This window comes from Flavobacterium sp. 123 (assembly GCF_003634825.1).
Lineage (GTDB): Bacteria > Bacteroidota > Bacteroidia > Flavobacteriales > Flavobacteriaceae > Flavobacterium.
Genome location: NZ_RBXD01000001.1, coordinates 832,894 through 849,829 on the forward strand (window position 1 = coordinate 832,894; position 16,936 = coordinate 849,829).

General features: G+C 33.3%; 16 protein-coding genes. 12 read left to right on the top strand and 4 right to left on the bottom strand.

The features are described 5' to 3' along the window. Positions 1-38: 38 nt before the first annotated feature. From map to pruA, 5 genes are all read left to right on the top strand, one after another. Positions 39-857, top strand: a complete 819-nt coding sequence (gene map / locus C8C88_RS03805) for a type I methionyl aminopeptidase (RefSeq protein ID WP_121336846.1) — start codon at positions 39-41, stop codon at positions 855-857. Positions 858-978: 121 nt separating this feature from the next. Next, positions 979-1,749, top strand: coding sequence for a class I SAM-dependent methyltransferase (locus C8C88_RS03810; protein ID WP_121336847.1), 771 nt, complete (start codon positions 979-981; stop codon positions 1,747-1,749). A 95-nt stretch (positions 1,750-1,844) separates the two neighbouring features. After that, positions 1,845-3,071: a DUF5103 domain-containing protein gene (locus tag C8C88_RS03815; RefSeq protein WP_370453779.1), complete on the top strand. Its 1,227-nt coding sequence runs from the start codon at positions 1,845-1,847 to the stop codon at positions 3,069-3,071. A gap of 80 nt (positions 3,072-3,151) precedes the next feature. Further along, positions 3,152-3,538, top strand: coding sequence for a Co2+/Mg2+ efflux protein ApaG (apaG, locus tag C8C88_RS03820; protein ID WP_121336849.1), 387 nt, complete (start codon positions 3,152-3,154; stop codon positions 3,536-3,538). A 117-nt stretch (positions 3,539-3,655) separates the two neighbouring features. Next, entirely contained in the window at positions 3,656-5,284 is a 1,629-nt protein-coding gene (gene pruA, locus C8C88_RS03825) for an L-glutamate gamma-semialdehyde dehydrogenase (protein WP_121336850.1), read from the top strand. A gap of 158 nt (positions 5,285-5,442) precedes the next feature. On the opposite strand, the gene rsmG is transcribed toward pruA, so the two are convergent. Further along, entirely contained in the window at positions 5,443-6,072 is a 630-nt protein-coding gene (rsmG, locus tag C8C88_RS03830) for a 16S rRNA (guanine(527)-N(7))-methyltransferase RsmG (RefSeq protein WP_121338555.1), read from the bottom strand. Between the two features lie 107 nt (positions 6,073-6,179). Here rsmG and C8C88_RS03835 point away from each other — a divergent pair, with 107 nt between their 5' ends. The 5 genes from C8C88_RS03835 (at position 6,180) to fabD (ending at position 12,045) form a co-directional block, all read left to right on the top strand. Further along, entirely contained in the window at positions 6,180-7,277 is a 1,098-nt protein-coding gene (locus C8C88_RS03835) for an acyl-CoA desaturase (RefSeq protein ID WP_121338556.1), read from the top strand. A 78-nt stretch (positions 7,278-7,355) separates the two neighbouring features. Continuing rightward, positions 7,356-8,543, top strand: coding sequence for a pyridoxal phosphate-dependent aminotransferase (locus tag C8C88_RS03840; RefSeq protein ID WP_121336851.1), 1,188 nt, complete (start codon positions 7,356-7,358; stop codon positions 8,541-8,543). Between the two features lie 104 nt (positions 8,544-8,647). Continuing rightward, positions 8,648-9,013 (top strand): VOC family protein, encoded by a 366-nt coding sequence (locus C8C88_RS03845; protein ID WP_121336852.1) that lies wholly within the window; start codon positions 8,648-8,650, stop codon positions 9,011-9,013. Between the two features lie 157 nt (positions 9,014-9,170). After that, complete coding sequence (locus C8C88_RS03850) at positions 9,171-11,039, top strand: U32 family peptidase (RefSeq protein WP_121336853.1); 1,869 nt, start codon at positions 9,171-9,173, stop codon at positions 11,037-11,039. 133 nt (positions 11,040-11,172) lie between these two features. Further along, entirely contained in the window at positions 11,173-12,045 is an 873-nt protein-coding gene (gene fabD, locus C8C88_RS03855) for an ACP S-malonyltransferase (protein ID WP_121336854.1), read from the top strand. Positions 12,046-12,127: 82 nt separating this feature from the next. Here the strand turns inward: fabD and galE are convergent, their stop codons facing one another. Beyond that, the gene (gene galE, locus C8C88_RS03860) at positions 12,128-13,141 is read right to left on the bottom strand and encodes a UDP-glucose 4-epimerase GalE (RefSeq protein WP_121336855.1); all 1,014 of its coding nucleotides are present in this window, start codon (positions 13,139-13,141) and stop codon (positions 12,128-12,130) included. Between the two features lie 43 nt (positions 13,142-13,184). After that, a complete protein-coding gene (locus tag C8C88_RS03865; protein WP_121338557.1) occupies positions 13,185-14,315 on the bottom strand; it encodes a DegT/DnrJ/EryC1/StrS aminotransferase family protein in 1,131 nt (376 codons plus the stop codon). A gap of 251 nt (positions 14,316-14,566) precedes the next feature. Between C8C88_RS03865 and C8C88_RS03870 the strand changes: the two genes are divergently transcribed. Continuing rightward, a complete protein-coding gene (locus tag C8C88_RS03870; RefSeq protein WP_121338558.1) occupies positions 14,567-15,793 on the top strand; it encodes a 3-deoxy-D-manno-octulosonic acid transferase in 1,227 nt (408 codons plus the stop codon). A 327-nt stretch (positions 15,794-16,120) separates the two neighbouring features. After that, a complete protein-coding gene (locus tag C8C88_RS03875; protein WP_121336856.1) occupies positions 16,121-16,324 on the top strand; it encodes a hypothetical protein in 204 nt (67 codons plus the stop codon). Positions 16,325-16,459: 135 nt separating this feature from the next. Here the strand turns inward: C8C88_RS03875 and C8C88_RS03880 are convergent, their stop codons facing one another. Beyond that, positions 16,460-16,807, bottom strand: a complete 348-nt coding sequence (locus tag C8C88_RS03880) for a DUF1508 domain-containing protein (RefSeq protein ID WP_121336857.1) — start codon at positions 16,805-16,807, stop codon at positions 16,460-16,462. Positions 16,808-16,936 lie beyond the last annotated feature (129 nt).

Genomic DNA, 16,936 nt, shown 5'->3' on the forward strand with positions numbered 1-16,936 from the left:
CATAAAATTGTACTTTTGCAAACTGAAAATTCGTAAATATGATTATAGTAAAATCACGTGAAGAAATAGAATTGATGCGAGAAAGCGCATTGATCGTATCAAAAACATTAGGAATGATAGCTTCCGAAATAAAGGAAGGAGTTACTACTTTATACTTAGACAAACTAGCCGAAGAATTTATTCGTGACCATGGAGCTGAACCAAGTTTTCTTGGCTTATATGGTTTCCCAAATTCACTTTGCATGAGTCCAAACGCACAAGTTGTTCACGGAATTCCAAACGACAAACCATTAGAAAGTGGGGATGTAATTTCTGTAGATTGTGGGGCTTACAAAAATGGCTATCATGGAGATCATGCCTATTCATTCGAAATTGGTGAAGTTGCTCCTGAAACCAAAAAATTATTGCAAGTAACCAAAGAATCGTTATACGTAGGAATTCGAGAATTCAAATTAGGAAATCGTGTTGAAGACGTAGGAAATGCAATTCAAAAATATACCGAAGCACATGGTTACGGAGTAGTTCGTGAACTTGTAGGTCATGGTGTTGGACAAAAAATGCACGAAGATCCTGAAATGCCAAACTACGGAAAACGTGGTCGTGGAAAACTTTTTGTAGAAGGAATGGTCGTTGCTATTGAGCCGATGATTAATCTTGGAACACGAAACATCAAACAATTAAAAGACGGTTGGACAATCCTAACTGCCGATGGAAAACCAAGTGCACATTTTGAACATGATGTTGCTATCATCGATGGAAAACCTGAAATTTTATCAACATTTGGATACATATACAAAGCATTAGGAATTGTGAGTAATGAAGAAGATGAATTTAGAAAAGAACCTTTAGTTATCTAAACAAATCAAAAACTTAAATAGCCTTATATGGTTAACCTTTTTTTAAACCATGTAAGACATTTAAGGTCGTTGAAGAAAAACTAAACTTATATTTTTTTTAAAAAATTATATAAAATAGCTAATGAAAAAACTTTTTAAACTTATACTTAATACTATTCCGAGACCAATTCTTATTCGGTTAAGTTATATTGCGCGTCCAATTCTTGCATTGGCACTAAAAGGAGATGCTTTCACCGATCCAATTGATGAAAAAAGTTTTAGAATGTTTTTGCCATACGGTTATGGGACACAAAGAAATAATGTACTTTCACCAAGCACACTTTCTCTAGAAAGACATCGTTTACTTTGGTTATATTTAAATGATAAAACTGATTTTTTCACTTCAAAAGAAAAAAAGAAAATCTTGCATTTTGCACCAGAACAGGCTTTCTATAAATTATTTCGAAATCAAAAAAATCTAGAATACACCACTACTGATTTATTTTCCCCGCTAGCGGATGTAAAAGCTGATATTTGTAATTTGCCTTTTGAAGACAATCAATATGATGTTATTCTATGCAACCATGTTTTGGAGCACATTCCTGACGACACTAAGGCTATGCAGGAATTATTTCGTGTTTTAAAACCAGGCGGAATGGCTGTTTTACAGATTCCTCAGGATTTATCAAGAGCTACTACTTTTGCAGATGATAGCATTACTGACCAAAAAGAGCGTGCTAAAATATTCGGACAATACGATCATGTACGTATTTATGGACGTGATTATTTTGATAAATTAAGGTCAATCGGTTTTAATGTTATCGAAGAAGATTACACCAATGAAATAGCTCCAGAATTAGTTGAAAAATACTGCTTGGCCAAAGGAGAAATCATTCCCGTTTGTTTCAAATAAGAACATTTTACACCAATAATATAGTATGGCATAATTCGTTATATTTACATTTTAGTAAATTGACAATTATGCCAACTTTGTTTTTTAGAAAACTAATGTTTCTTTTATTCATCACTTCTGTTTCTGCACAAGTAGAAAATGAAGTTGCTCCTCCTTATAATATCAAAACCATTTCGTTTGTTCAAAACAACAAAAACGCAATCCCTATATTTCATTTGGGAGATGGCTTTCAGTTGCAATTTGACGATTTATTCGGAAATGAAGCGGATTATTATTACGAAATAATTCACTGTGATTACAATTGGATTCCTACAAACATCCCAAAAACAGATTATTTACAAGGATTTGACAATCAAAGAATTCAAGATTATTCGAATTCCTTCAATACGTTACAAATGTATTCTCATTATAGATTATCCATTCCAAATCAGCTTACACAATTACGAATTAGCGGAAATTATATCCTCAAAATTTTAAGTGAAGACAAAGAAGTTGTTTTTTCTAGAAAATTTATTTTATATGAAGACCTTGTAACCGTTCCTATTCAAGTAAAAAGAGCTCGAACTGTAGATAACTTAGAATATAAACAAAATCTAGAATTTACCATAAAAACAAATTCCATTAATTTTCAGAACCCTTTAAAAAACGTTAAGGTTGCCTTACTTCAAAACGGAAAATTCAATACTGCCATCACTAATGTGGCCCCACAATACACCATTGGAAATGATTTAGTATACAAGTACGATACACAAACACAATTTTGGGCTGGTAATGAATTTTTGTATTTCGACAATAAAGACATCCGATCTGCTAGCAATAATGTAGCTCGAATTGATTCAAACGGAACCTTATATAATTCTTATTTATTTACTAATAATGCCCGAACAAATTTCCCTTATTCAGTGACTCATGATGTAAATGGTGATTTTGCGGTTCGGAATTTAAATGCGAATAACAACGAAATTGAATCCGATTATGCTTGGGTATATTTTAGCTTATCAGCACCCGCTTTTAGATTAAACAAAGACATATATATTACAGGAATGTTCAATAATTATGCGCTAACTCCTGAATATAAAATGGATTATAATTCTAAAAACAATCGTTATGAAAAAGCAGTACTGATAAAACAAGGATTCACTAATTTCGAATATACCGTAGCGGATAGTAAAGGAATAATTGATTCAGAAAACGGTATTGATGGTAATTTTTATCAAACAGAAAACGATTATACCGTTCTGGTTTATTTCCGAGAAAACAATGATCGTTATGACCATGTTATCGGAAAAGGAACGGCAAATTCTCTAAATATTATCAACTAAAAAAAACATTTCTAAAAGTGATTAAACAAATCAAATTTTCGTAAATTTGTAACTATTAAACACATATTTAACGCTTTAATATGGTTTCTCAAATAACAAGAGGTATAAAAATTTCGGTTTTGACTAGTTTTGAAGGTACTTACTTCAAAAACTACAGAATCCATTTTGCCTTTAGTTATGAAATTAAAATAGAAAACCACAGCAAAGATTCCGTTCAATTAACTTCCCGCCATTGGGAAATTTACGATTCCCTAAATGATCTTGAAATAGTTGATGGCGAAGGCGTGATTGGTAAAAAACCCGTTTTAAAACCAGGTGAATTCCATATATACAGTTCTGGTTGTTTATTATCATCTCCTCATGGAGCTATGAAAGGACATTTTGATATGGTTAATTTTACTACTACAAAAACGTTCAAAGTTATTGTACCTACTTTCAGGCTAAGTGCTCCTTTTGCTCTAAATTAATTTGACTTATATTTTGTTAAAAATAGTGATATTTTAAATTATCATCCGTAATTTTGCGTCAAATTATATAATTCAATGGGTTATATTTTAAATTGTCTAATTATTTAATCGATCAACATGCTTAAAGGATTTTTTAATGTACCCAAAGCGGTAAACGAACCAGTAAAAGGATACGCCCCTAATTCACCAGAAAAAGCTGCAGTTCAAGCTGCTTATTCTACTATGTGGAATTCTAAAATTGATGTGCCTTTATATATCGGTAGCGACGAAATTAGAACAGGAAACACCAAAACAATGTCGGCTCCACACGATCACAAACATATCGTAGGAACGTACCATTTAGCCGAAAAAACTCATGTTGAAAAAGCGATTGCAAATGCATTAGAATCAAGAACTGCATGGGCAAATATGGCTTGGGAACAAAGAGCAGCTATTTTTCTTAAAGCAGCTGAATTAATTGCAGGTCCTTACAGAGCTAGAATAAATGCCGCAACTATGATTGCGCAATCTAAAAATATCCATCAAGCAGAAATTGATGCTTCTTGTGAGTTAATTGATTTTTTACGTTTTAACGTGGAATTCATGACGCAAATTTACAACGATCAACCAAAGTCAAATTCTGACATGTGGAATCGATTAGAATACAGACCTCTTGAAGGTTTTGTATATGCTATTACTCCTTTTAACTTTACAGCTATTGCCGCAAATCTTCCTGCAAGTGCAGCCATGATGGGAAATGTTGTAATTTGGAAACCAAGTGATAGTCAAGTATTTTCTGCAAAAATCATCATTGATGTTTTCAAAGAAGCGGGTGTTCCTGACGGAGTTATCAACGTAGTTTTTGGAGATGCGCTAATGATTACGGATACAGTTTTAGCAAGTCGTGACTTTGCTGGAATACATTTTACTGGATCAACTCATGTTTTCAAAGATATTTGGTCAAAAATTGGAACTAACATTCACCACTATAAAACATATCCAAGAATTGTAGGTGAAACTGGTGGAAAAGATTTTATCATTGCCCATTCAAGTGCTAATCCAAAACAAGTAGCAACAGGAATTGTACGTGGTGCTTTTGAATTTCAAGGTCAAAAATGTTCTGCAGCTTCAAGAGCTTATGTTCCTCAAAGTTTATGGCCAGCAATTAAAGAACAATTAATTACTGATACTAAATCCATGAAAATGGGATCTCCAGAAGATTTCAGCAACTTTATTACCGCTGTAATTCACGAAGGTTCTTTTGATAAATTAGCTAGTTTTATTGACCAAGCTAAAAAAGATGCTGATGCCGAAATTATTGTTGGAGGAAATTATGATAAATCTGTTGGTTACTTTATTGAACCTACAATTATCGTAACTACTAACCCACATTACACTACAATGGAAACCGAATTATTCGGACCAGTAATCACAATTTTCGTTTACGAAGATGCAAAATGGGCAGAAACTTTAGAATTAGTTGATACAACTTCTGAATATGCATTAACAGGTGCGGTTTTCAGTAAAGATCGTTATGCTATTGAGCAAGCAACAGTTGCTTTACAAAACGCGGCTGGTAACTTCTATATCAATGACAAACCTACGGGGGCTGTTGTGGGAATGCAACCTTTTGGTGGTGCTAGAGCATCTGGAACAAATGACAAAGCGGGTTCTGCTTTAAATTTATTACGTTGGGCTTCGCCAAGAACTATCAAAGAAACATTTGTAACACCTGAAGATTATAGATATCCATTTTTAGGAGAATAAATTAGTCCTAAAGTTTGAAAGTCAAAAGTCTTAAAGGACTTTGTAAATATAAAAGCCGAATCTAAAATTTAGATTCGGCTTTTATATTTACATTTTTTCTACTCAATTCTATCTTTCAACTTTAAGACTTTTGACCTTATGACTAATAAACTTTATGACTAAATTTGAAACTTCAACGGCAAATGCACTACTTTCTTTGTTTCGAAAAACTCATCTTCAAAAAAGTCTACTAAATTATATTCCGTAGCTTTCGGAAAATCTTTTAACTCTTCGGTTAAATCACCGCCTTTTAGATACAGAATTCCGTTTTTCAATTCATGTTTGTTGTTTTTTTTGATTTTGGTTTTAACCCAAGATACAAAATCTGGCATATTCGTTACCGCACGACTCACAATAAAATCAAAATCTCCTTTTACATTCTCAGCACGAATTTGCTCTGCTTTTACGTTTTTCAGTTCCAAGGCTTCGGCAACAGCTTGAACCACTTTGATTTTTTTTGCGATAACATCAATCAAATAAAAACGTGTTTCTGGAAAAAGAATAGCCAAGGGAATCCCTGGAAACCCACCACCAGTACCAACATCCAAGACATAAGTTCTCGGTTCGAATTTTATAATTTTAGCAATCCCTAACGAATGTAAAATGTGCTTTGTATATAAAGCATCAATATCTTTTCTCGAAATCACATTGATTTTTTCATTCCAATCATGGTATAAAAAATCCAACTGCTCGAATTGTTTTTTTTGTATATCGGTTAAATTAGGAAAATACTTAAGAATCTCGTCCATTTGAAAAATTTTTAACAAAAGTACTATTTTTAGCTTGTAAATATTTAACTCAATTTTGCATATTGAAAATTTATAATAATTATCTTTGGGGATTATTACAAAAATATATGAATAACAACCCACCTACATTTGCTAAGCAAGACAATTTAAAATTTTTCAGAACGCTTAACTCACGGGTTAACAATTACTTTAAGGAAAATAATATCCAAAAAACAGGAAATTGGAGACTTCACTTAAAAACTATAATTCTCTTTACTGTTTTTCTTGCACCTTACTTTTTAATCCTAACACTGGATATGCCATTTTGGGCACATCTGTTGCTGACTATCGTTATAGGAATTGGTATGGCAGGTGTTGGCATGAATGTTATGCACGATGGTAATCATGGCTCGTATTCTAATAAAAACTGGGTCAATAAATTCATGGGAGGAACCATTTATATTTTAGCTGGAAACGTATACAATTGGCAGGTTCAACATAACGTATTACACCACACTTACACTAATATTCCTGGACACGATGAAGATCTTGACGCAGGAAGAATTATTCGATTTACCAAGGAAGCTAAATGGCATAGTTTTCATCGTTTTCAACAATATTATTCTGTGTTTTTATATGGATTATTAACTTTCAATTGGGCAATCACTACTGATTTTAAGCAAATGAAAAGTTATCTAAAAAGAAAATTATCTTATGGCGAAGCCAAAAGCCCTAAAACACTTTGGACTACTTTAATTATCACTAAAATCATTTATGTTTCTATATGGATTGTATTGCCTATTGTTATAGGAATTACATGGTGGGAAGTGCTTATCGGATTTTTTGTAATGCATTATACAGCTGGATTAATCTTAAGTATTGTTTTCCAATTGGCACATGTGGTTGAAGAAACTACTAATCCATTACCAAATGAAGACGGTGAAATTGAAAACACTTGGGCTATTCACCAATTGTTTACTACGACTAACTTTGCTCCAAAAAATAAAATTGTAAATTGGTATACTGGCGGGTTAAACCACCAAATCGAGCACCATATTTTCCCAAATATAAGTCACATTCACTACGGTAAAATTGCTGCAATTGTTAAAGAAACCGCTAAAGAATGTAATTTACCTTATTACGAATACAAAACAATGCGTTCCGCTGTTATCGCCCATTTCAAACATTTAAAAGATCTAGGAATGAAACCAGAATTAACCGCATAAAAAACAAATAACTAATAAAATAAATAATTAACCTCCCTAATTTTCCAATGGAAACCCGGGACATTCAACCCTTTTTTAATGAGTAATCCACTTTCAGACAGAATTAACAATCTGGCTACATCACAAACATTAGCCATGGCTGCTTTGGCTAGAGAATTAAAAGCACAAGGAAAAGATATCATCAGTTTAAGCTTAGGTGAGCCTGATTTCAATACACCAGACTTCATCAAAGAAGCTGCGAAAAAAGCAATCGACGACAACTATAGCACCTACTCTCCAGTAGAAGGATACGCTGATTTAAAAGAAGCTATCTGCAGAAAATTCAAAAGAGACAATGGTTTAGAGTACAAACCTTCTCAAATTGTAGTTTCAACAGGAGCAAAACAATCATTATATAACATTGCTCAAGTAATGTTAAATGATGGTGACGAAGTAATTTTGCCAGCACCATACTGGGTATCTTATTTCGAAATTGTAAAATTATCCGGTGGAGTTCCTGTAGAAGTTCCTACTTCTGTAGAAACAGATTTCAAAATCACACCAGAACAATTAGAAGCTGCCATCACTCCAAAAACAAAAATGATGTGGTTCAGTTCTCCTTGTAACCCAAGTGGCTCTGTTTATAACAGAGAAGAACTTACTGCTTTAGCAAAAGTATTAGAAAAACATCCTAATGTATATGTTGTTGCTGACGAAATCTATGAGCACATCAATTTCTCAGGAACATTCTGCAGCATTGGTTCAATCCCAGGAATGCTAGAAAAAACAATTACTGTAAATGGAGTAGCAAAAGCATTCGCTATGACAGGATACAGAATTGGATACATTGGTGCACCAGAATTCATCGCAAAAGCATGTACAAAAATTCAAGGTCAAGTAACTTCAGGAGCAAATTCTATCGCACAACGTGCAACTATAACTGCTGTTGATGCTGACCCTAGTGTATTAAACCACATGGTTCAAGCTTTCCATAGCCGTAGAGATTTAGTTGTAGGATTACTAAAAGAAATTCCAGGAATCAAAATAAACGTTCCAGAAGGAGCTTTTTACGTATTTCCTGACGTTTCTTCTTTCTTCGGAAAAACATTAAAAGGAACACATATCAAAGATGCAAATGACTTCTCTATGTACCTTTTGGCAGAAGCCAATGTAGCTACTGTAACAGGTGACGCTTTTGGTAATCCAAACTGTATTCGTTTCTCTTACGCAACTAGCGAAGATTTACTAAAAGAAGCATTACGCAGAATAAAAGAAGCGGTTGCATAACACCTTCTGATTATAACATTAAAAGCCTAAGGAAACTTGGGCTTTTTTTTTGTTTTATACCAAAATAAAATGGAAATTTGAAAAACTATCTATTTCATTAAATTATGCTAACAGCCATACATCCAAAACTCCCTATGCGTAACAAAGCCGTTACAAGAGAATTCTATTGTAATCAATTGGGTTTTGAGGAATTTGGTAGCGCTGACTTTAACGGCTATTTAATGGTACAAAAAGACCAAATTCAGATTCATTTTTTTGAATTTACTACAATTAACCCTTTGGAAAATTACGGGCAAGTCTACATTCGAACCAAAGATATCGAAACCGTTTATAGAAACTTCTTGAACAACGGCGTTGCCATTCATCCCAACGGCCCTTTGGAAATTAAACCTTGGGGACAAAAAGAATTTTCAATACTTGATCCTGACCATAATTTACTCACTTTTGGGCAAAGTTCAGACACTTTTTAGTTTATAAATCTTCGCAGAAAGTTAAAACTTAATTTCTTAGTAGCAAAAAAGCCCTTTTGAATTAGAAATCTCGGATAATTTATAAGAACTTTGCAAACTTTTTTAGGCATATATTTTTTCCTAAAAAGTTTTAGAAATTAAAAATTATCATCCTGAGATGAAAAAGAAAATAGAAATATTAGCCCCGGCAAAGGATTTAATTCACGGTATAGCAGCCATCAATAGTGGAGCGGATGCCGTTTATATAGGCGCACCTCAATTTGGAGCGCGTTCTAATGCACACAATTCGATGGAGGATGTAGCCGCATTAGTCCAATATGCCCATTTATTTCACGCACAAGTTTTTGTGGTAATGAATACCATTTTATACGACAACGAACTCGAAACTTGTCGTCAAATGATTTGGAAATTATATGATATTGGTGTCGATGCATTAATTATCCAAGATATGGCCATCATGGAAATGGAGTTGCCTCCAATTGTTTTGCATGCCAGTACACAAGCCAATAATAGAGATGCAAATAATATTAAATTTCTGAAAGATGCTGGTATCAAACGTGTTGTTTTGGCTCGCGAATTAAACCTGCACCAAATCAAAGAAATCAGTGATGCCGCAGATGTTGAATTGGAATTTTTTGTAACGGGAGCGTTGTGCGTTTCCTTTAGTGGCAATTGTTATATGAGCGTGGCCAATGGCGAACGTTCAGCTAACCGAGGTTCTTGTGCTCAAAACTGTCGTTTACCATACAATCTGATTGACGGTCATGGCGATACGCTAATCAAAAACAGCCACCTGCTTTCTATCAAAGATTTTGATGTTACCGATCAAATTCCTAATTTAATTGAAGCTGGAATTTGTTCTTTCAAAATAGAAGGCCGACTAAAAGATATTGTTTATGTAAAAAATAATGTTTCTTTTCTTAGACAAAAATTAGATGCTTTTTTAGAAGAAAACAACGCTTATACTAAAGCCTCTTCGGGAAGTTGTACCTATACTTTTGATTCGGCATTGAATCGTACTTTTAACCGCGGTTATACCGATTATTTTGTTAATGAACGTCATAGTTCTATTGGTTCTTGGGAAAGTCCAAAATCCAAAGGACAATACATTGGTAAACTTATCGAAACTAAGGGTGGTGCTTACAAAATTGAAAATGGACATCTTTTGAATAATGGTGACGGTCTTTGTTTTATCAACGAAAATAATGAAGCCGATGGTATTTATGTCAACAAAGTAGAAAATGGTTTAGCCTATCCTAATGTGTTGAAAGAAATAAAAGCAGGCACTTTCATTTACCGTAACAATGATGCTGCCTTCATTAAAATTGTAGAACGTGAAGATAGCGCTGTTAGAAAAATAAATACTTCTTTGATATTAACTGAAAACGAAAACGGTTTTGAATTAATTGCTACCGATGAAGATGGTTATGTTAGCACAGTGAATTTGGTTCACGCAAAAGAGCAGACTAAAAACAAGCTCTCCATTGAAGACAACATTAAAACACAATTAGCAAAAACAGGTTTTACTCCTTATACTGCCAACGAAATTACAGTGCATTTTTCTGAAAATTGGTTTCTTCCAATTTCAAAAATCAACGAAATGCGACGAACCGTATATGAGCAATTATCAGAAATTCGTCTGGCCAATTACAAACGTGAAGAACATCAGATTGTAAAAACAAACCACCCTTTTCCGATAGATCAATTGGATTTCACCTATAATGTTTCCAATAAAATGGCGCGTAAATTTTACGAACGTCATGGAGTAACCGAAATTGAAAAAGCTTTTGAATTACAATGGGATCCAGGGAAATCCCGTGTGATGACTACTAAATATTGCATCAAATACGAATTAGAAAAATGTCCAAAATATCATAAAGATACTATGGAAACTAAACTTAAAGAACCTTTAGTTTTAAAACAAGGCGAATTAGAATACAAGTTGAAATTCAATTGTAAACCTTGCGAAATGGAAATTTGGGAAAAAGACGCGGAATTTGAAATCGAAGAAGACCATATTCATTAAAATATAAACCTTCGTTTTTACTAAAAAGGCTGTAACTCTAGTTCAACTAAAATCCTAAAAAAAATAGTATTTTTGTATTCCGATTGAAATTCATTTTCAATCATTTAAATTTTTCAATCTTTAAATAAAAAAAATGAAAGCATACGTATTTCCAGGTCAAGGCGCACAATTTACAGGAATGGGTAAAGACTTATATGAGAATTCTCCATTAGCAAAAGAATTATTCGAAAAAGCGAATGAAATATTAGGTTTCCGTATTACAGATATTATGTTCGAAGGAACTGCTGAGGAATTGAAAGAAACCAAAGTAACGCAACCAGCTGTATTTTTACATTCGGTAATTTTAGCTAAAACTTTAGAAGATTTCAAACCAGAAATGGTAGCGGGACATTCATTAGGAGAGTTTTCTGCTTTAGTTGCTAATGGTGCTTTATCATTTGAAGACGGATTAAAATTAGTTTCACAAAGAGCTTTAGCAATGCAAAAAGCCTGCGAAATAAAACCTTCAACTATGGCTGCAGTTTTAGGATTAGCAGACAATATCGTAGAAGAAGTTTGCGCTTCGATTGATGGTGTTGTAGTAGCAGCAAATTACAACTGTCCTGGACAATTAGTTATTTCAGGCGAAACATCGGCAGTAGAAAAAGCTTGTGAAGCGATGAAAGAAGCAGGTGCAAAACGTGCTTTATTGTTACCTGTTGGAGGTGCTTTTCATTCGCCAATGATGGAACCAGCAAGAGAAGAACTTGCGGCTGCTATTGAAGCAACTACGTTCTCAGCTCCTATTTGTCCTGTATATCAAAATGTAACTGCGACTGCGGTTTCTGATCCATCGGAAATTGAGAAAAACTTAATCATACAATTGACTGCACCAGTAAAATGGACACAATCTGTACAACAAATGATTAAAGATGGTGCGACTTTATTTACGGAAGTTGGTCCTGGCAAAGTATTGGCTGGATTGATTGGTAAAATTGATAAAGAAGCAGTGACGGCTAACGCATAATTTGACCTTTTAAAATTAATTACAAATAAAAATCCCAAATTATCATCTGATAATTTGGGATTTCTTTTTAATATACCTGTATTTAACTTCTAATCTTCTGTTCCCATTTCCAAGCACTTGCCATAGCTTCTTCTAGCGTTGATTGTGCTTTCCAACCCAAAACAGTATTTGCTTTATCTGTATTAGCATAAGCTGAAGTAATATCCCCTTCTCTACGAGCAACTATTTTATATGGTAATTTTTTACCGCTTACTTTTTCGAAAGTATGAATAACTTCTAAAACAGAACTTCCGGTTCCTGTACCCAAATTAAAAGTTTCTACTTTAGCTGTATTCTTTTTATTTAACAATCGTTGTAAAGCAATTACATGCGCTTTTGCCAAATCAACAACATGAATATAATCCCGCACCGCTGTTCCATCAGGAGTTGGGTAATCATCCCCATAAACTGATAATTCTTGGCGCAAACCAAAACCAGTTTGAGTAATAAATGGCACTAGGTTTTGTGGAACTCCAATAGGCAACTCCCCAATTTCAGCAGACGGATGTGCTCCAATAGGATTAAAATAGCGCAATAAAATAGCATTAATACTAGTTACTTTAGCAGTGTCAGTGATAATCTCTTCACCTATTTGTTTGGTATTTCCATAAGGAGACATAGCCGTTTGAATGGAAGCATCCTCCGTTATTGGCATTTTTTCAGCTTGCCCATAAACCGTACAAGAAGAACTAAAAATAAAGTTGGCTTCTGGTTTTTGTTGCAATTCTTGCAAAATATATACTAATGAATTGATATTGTTTTCATAATACAACAATGGATTTTCAACACTTTCACCCACTGCTTTTGAAGCAGCAAAATGTATCACTCCAGAAATATCAGGATGCCTTTTGAAAAAATCCTGAACTTTGTCTTTCTCTCGTAAGTCTAACTTTTCAAAAGCCGGAACTTTGCCAGTAATATTCTGAATTCTATCTAAAACCTCTAAGGTCGTATTAGACAAATTATCAACTACAATAACTTCAAAGCCTTCATTCTGCAATTCAACCACAGTATGTGAACCTATAAATCCCAAACCACCTGTTACTAGTATTTTCATGTTTATTTTATAAGGAGACACACGAATCAGAATGTCAATTGCATTATTTTAAAAATTCTAAAACAGCATCCGTAATATATTTAACTTGCTCATCATCTAATTCTGTGTGCATTGGTAAAGAAAGTACTTCTTTGACCAATTGATTGGTTACAGGAAAATCAGATTCTTTATAACGAGCATCCATATATGCTTTTTGTGAATGCAAAGGAATTGGATAATATATAGCGCAAGGAATTCCTTTATCTAACAAATGTTGCATCAATCCATTTCGGTCTGCATCTATAATTCGTAACGTATATTGGTGAAAAACGTGACAATCACAAATATCACAAATGCTTGGCGCAATAATATTTTTATGCCCTTCAAAAGCAGCAGTATATTTTCTTGCTGCATTTTGTCTTGCTTTATTATATTCGTCTAACAACGGTAATTTTGCATTCAAAACCGCTGCTTGAATACTATCTAAACGTGAATTTACACCTACCACATCATGATGATAACGCTCATACATTCCGTGATTTACAATTCCGCGAAGCGTATGTGCTAAAACATCATCATTAGTAAAAATAGCACCACCATCTCCATAACAACCTAAGTTTTTAGATGGAAAAAAAGAAGTTGCTCCAACATTTCCAATTGTTCCAACTTTCTTTTTGGATCCATCCGAAAATTTGCAATTTGCTCCAATCGCTTGTGCATTATCTTCGATAACATATAAATTATATTCCTTAGCGATAGCCATAATTGCTTCCATATTAGCAGCACGACCAAACAAATGCACTGGAACAATAGCCTTTGTTCTAGGCGTAATGGCGCGCTTAATCCCTTCAATAGAAATATTCATATTGTGCATGTCCACATCTACTAAAACAGGTGTTAATTGTAACAATGCGATTACTTCAACTGTAGCTGCAAAAGTGAAATCAGCGGTAATAACCTCATCCCCTGGCTTTAAACCTAAACCCATCATAGCAATTTGCAAAGCATCCGTTCCATTAGCACATGGAATTACATGTTTTACATCAAGATATTCTTCTAAAGATTTTTGAAAAGCATGAACCTGAGGCCCATTAATATAAGTGTTCGTATCTAAAACTTCTTGAATCGAATGATTTACAGTAGTGGCAATTTTATCATATTGACTTTTTAAGTCAACCATCTGAATTTTCTTCATGAATTCTCTTTTTAAAGTTTGGCTTTTAGCCATGCTAAAGGTGACAATTATTTTTAAGTCTTAAAAAAACAAATGCTTCTTCAAGACGAAAAACAAAAATAGGCATTTAATGAGTTTAAACCAATGAATCCAACATTAAAAATAGTCTTCCGATGAAATAAAAAAGCGAGATCCTATCAACCAAAATTTAAATATTCCTTTGAGAAGAAAATAATATAAAGAAAATGTATTTTAGCACTAAAATAGTACCTATGCTTTTTCTTTATAATACAATTGTTTTCCTATCTGGTTTTTTGTTAAAAATCATTGCCCTTTTTAGTGCAAAAATGAAACTTTTTGTAGAAGGTCGAAAAGTAGTTTTCCCTCTTTTGGAACAAAAAATAAAACCTTCTGATAAAACTATTTGGTTTCATGCCGCTTCTCTTGGAGAATATGAACAAGGATTACCCGTTATCGAAAAAATAAAAGAGAAATACCCTTCGCATAAAATTGTGGTTAGTTTTTTCTCTCCTTCCGGTTATGAAGTTCGAAAAAACAATACTGTTGCTGATGTTACTGTTTATTTGCCTTTAGATACCAAAAAAAATGTACAAGAATTTTTAAGATTAGTTCATCCTGAATTGGTGTTTTTCATAAAATACGAATATTGGCTTAACTATTTGAGTGAACTCAAAAAACAAAATACACCAACATACTTGATTTCAGGAATTTTTAGACCCAACCAAATGTTCTTTAAATGGTATGGAGGATTTTACAGAAAAGCATTGAATACCTTCACTTATTTCTTTGTTCAAAATGAAAGTTCTAAAAATTTATTAAATCAACTTGGCAAAACCAATGTTGCTGTATCAGGAGACACCCGTTTTGACAGAGTAGCTGCAATTTTAGAAAAAGACAATACATTGTCATTTATTTCACAATTCAAAAACAACAAAACGACCATAGTTATAGGCAGTTCATGGCCGAAAGATGAAAACCTATTAACAGACTACATCAATGCCTGCAGCAGTGACGTGAAATTTATTATTGCTCCACACAATATCAAATCAGTTCAAATTGAGCAGCTAAAAAATAGCATTCAGAAAAACTATGTTTTATTCTCCGAAAAAGAAAACAAAACACTTTCTGATTACAATGTCTTTATAATTGACACCATAGGTATATTAACTAAAATATACAGTTATGCAGATATTGCCTATGTTGGCGGCGGTTTTGGCCATCCTGGCGTACATAACTTATTAGAACCAGCAACTTTTGGAGTACCTATAATTATCGGTCCTAATTATTCTCATTTCGCTGAAGCTATAGATTTAGTTCATTTAGGTGGTTGCATTTCTATTTCCAACAAAGAGCAACTGAGTCTTGCCTTTCAAAATTTAATTGAAGACGAAAAATTCCGTCAAGAAAGAGGCACAATATGCAGCACTTTTGTACAAGCAAATAAAGGAGCCACAAATACAATTATGAAAAACATCTAAGCAGAAGATTATAAGAATAGGTTTCATTCCAAAAAAGACCTAAAAACCTATTTCAGGTATTAAAATCGAATTATTTTTAAAAAAAAATCTATTTTTTAAAAAACTGGCGATTTTCATCATTTTCGTAAAATCATCGCCTAATAAAAAATAATCAGCCAATAATAGGCAATTATTTTACCATATTGCTTTTTTGGCATAATAGTTGGTAAAAGAATAAACGCTGGCAAAGAAGATTATTTTTAAAAAAAAAATAAAAAAATATTTTACATATTAAAAAATTTATATCTTTGCCACGAATTAATAATTAACCTTTTATAATAAAGTAAGATGAAAAAAGTATTTTTAAGTTTAGCTGTTGTTGCTGTTTTAACTGTTGTATCATGTAAAAAAGCTGAAGCTCCTGCTGAAGAGGCTGTAGCTGCTGACACTACTGCTGTAGCTGTTGATTCTGCTGCTGTTGTTGCTGATACTGCTGCTGTAGCTGTTGATTCTGCTGCTGCACCTGCTGCTGAAGCGCCTGCTGCTAAGTAATTCTAAATTACAACACAAAAAATTTAAGCCGTTCACATCGTGAAACGGCTTTTTTTTGTTGTAAACTTTCCTAAATAAAAGAAAAAAGCCAAATTATTACTAAAATGGCTTTCAAATTACATCATACAGAATGCTCTAATCAGTGAAAACAAAATTATTTTCAGAGAAATCCAGCATTTCCGATTTAGAAGCATACTGAACAATCTCATTAATTCCTTTCTGAAGTCTTAGTTCAGTTGTATATTTCCTGCTGGTAGCAAAATGGTTTCCAGCCAAGAACAACTTAAAGAAGTATTTTCCAGCCGTAGATTTAAATTTTAAAAACTCTGCTGATTCTATATTCAACTTAAACTTTTCAATATCCTCTTCACACTCAAATTTAAGCTCATAACTCAAACTTGTGAATATAGTCTTTCCTTTTCGCGAAGTGAATACAAATTTATATTCGTCATTGAACCGTTTACTAATTACAAAAACCCCCATAAAATTTCAAATTTCAAACAATACTACTTAGAATTTCTTTTTGTAAATACTTTTCGAGCTACAAATTATTATAAATAAAAAAAGCTCCAAACATAGTTTGAAGCTTTTTCAGTACTCAGAGCGGCTCCG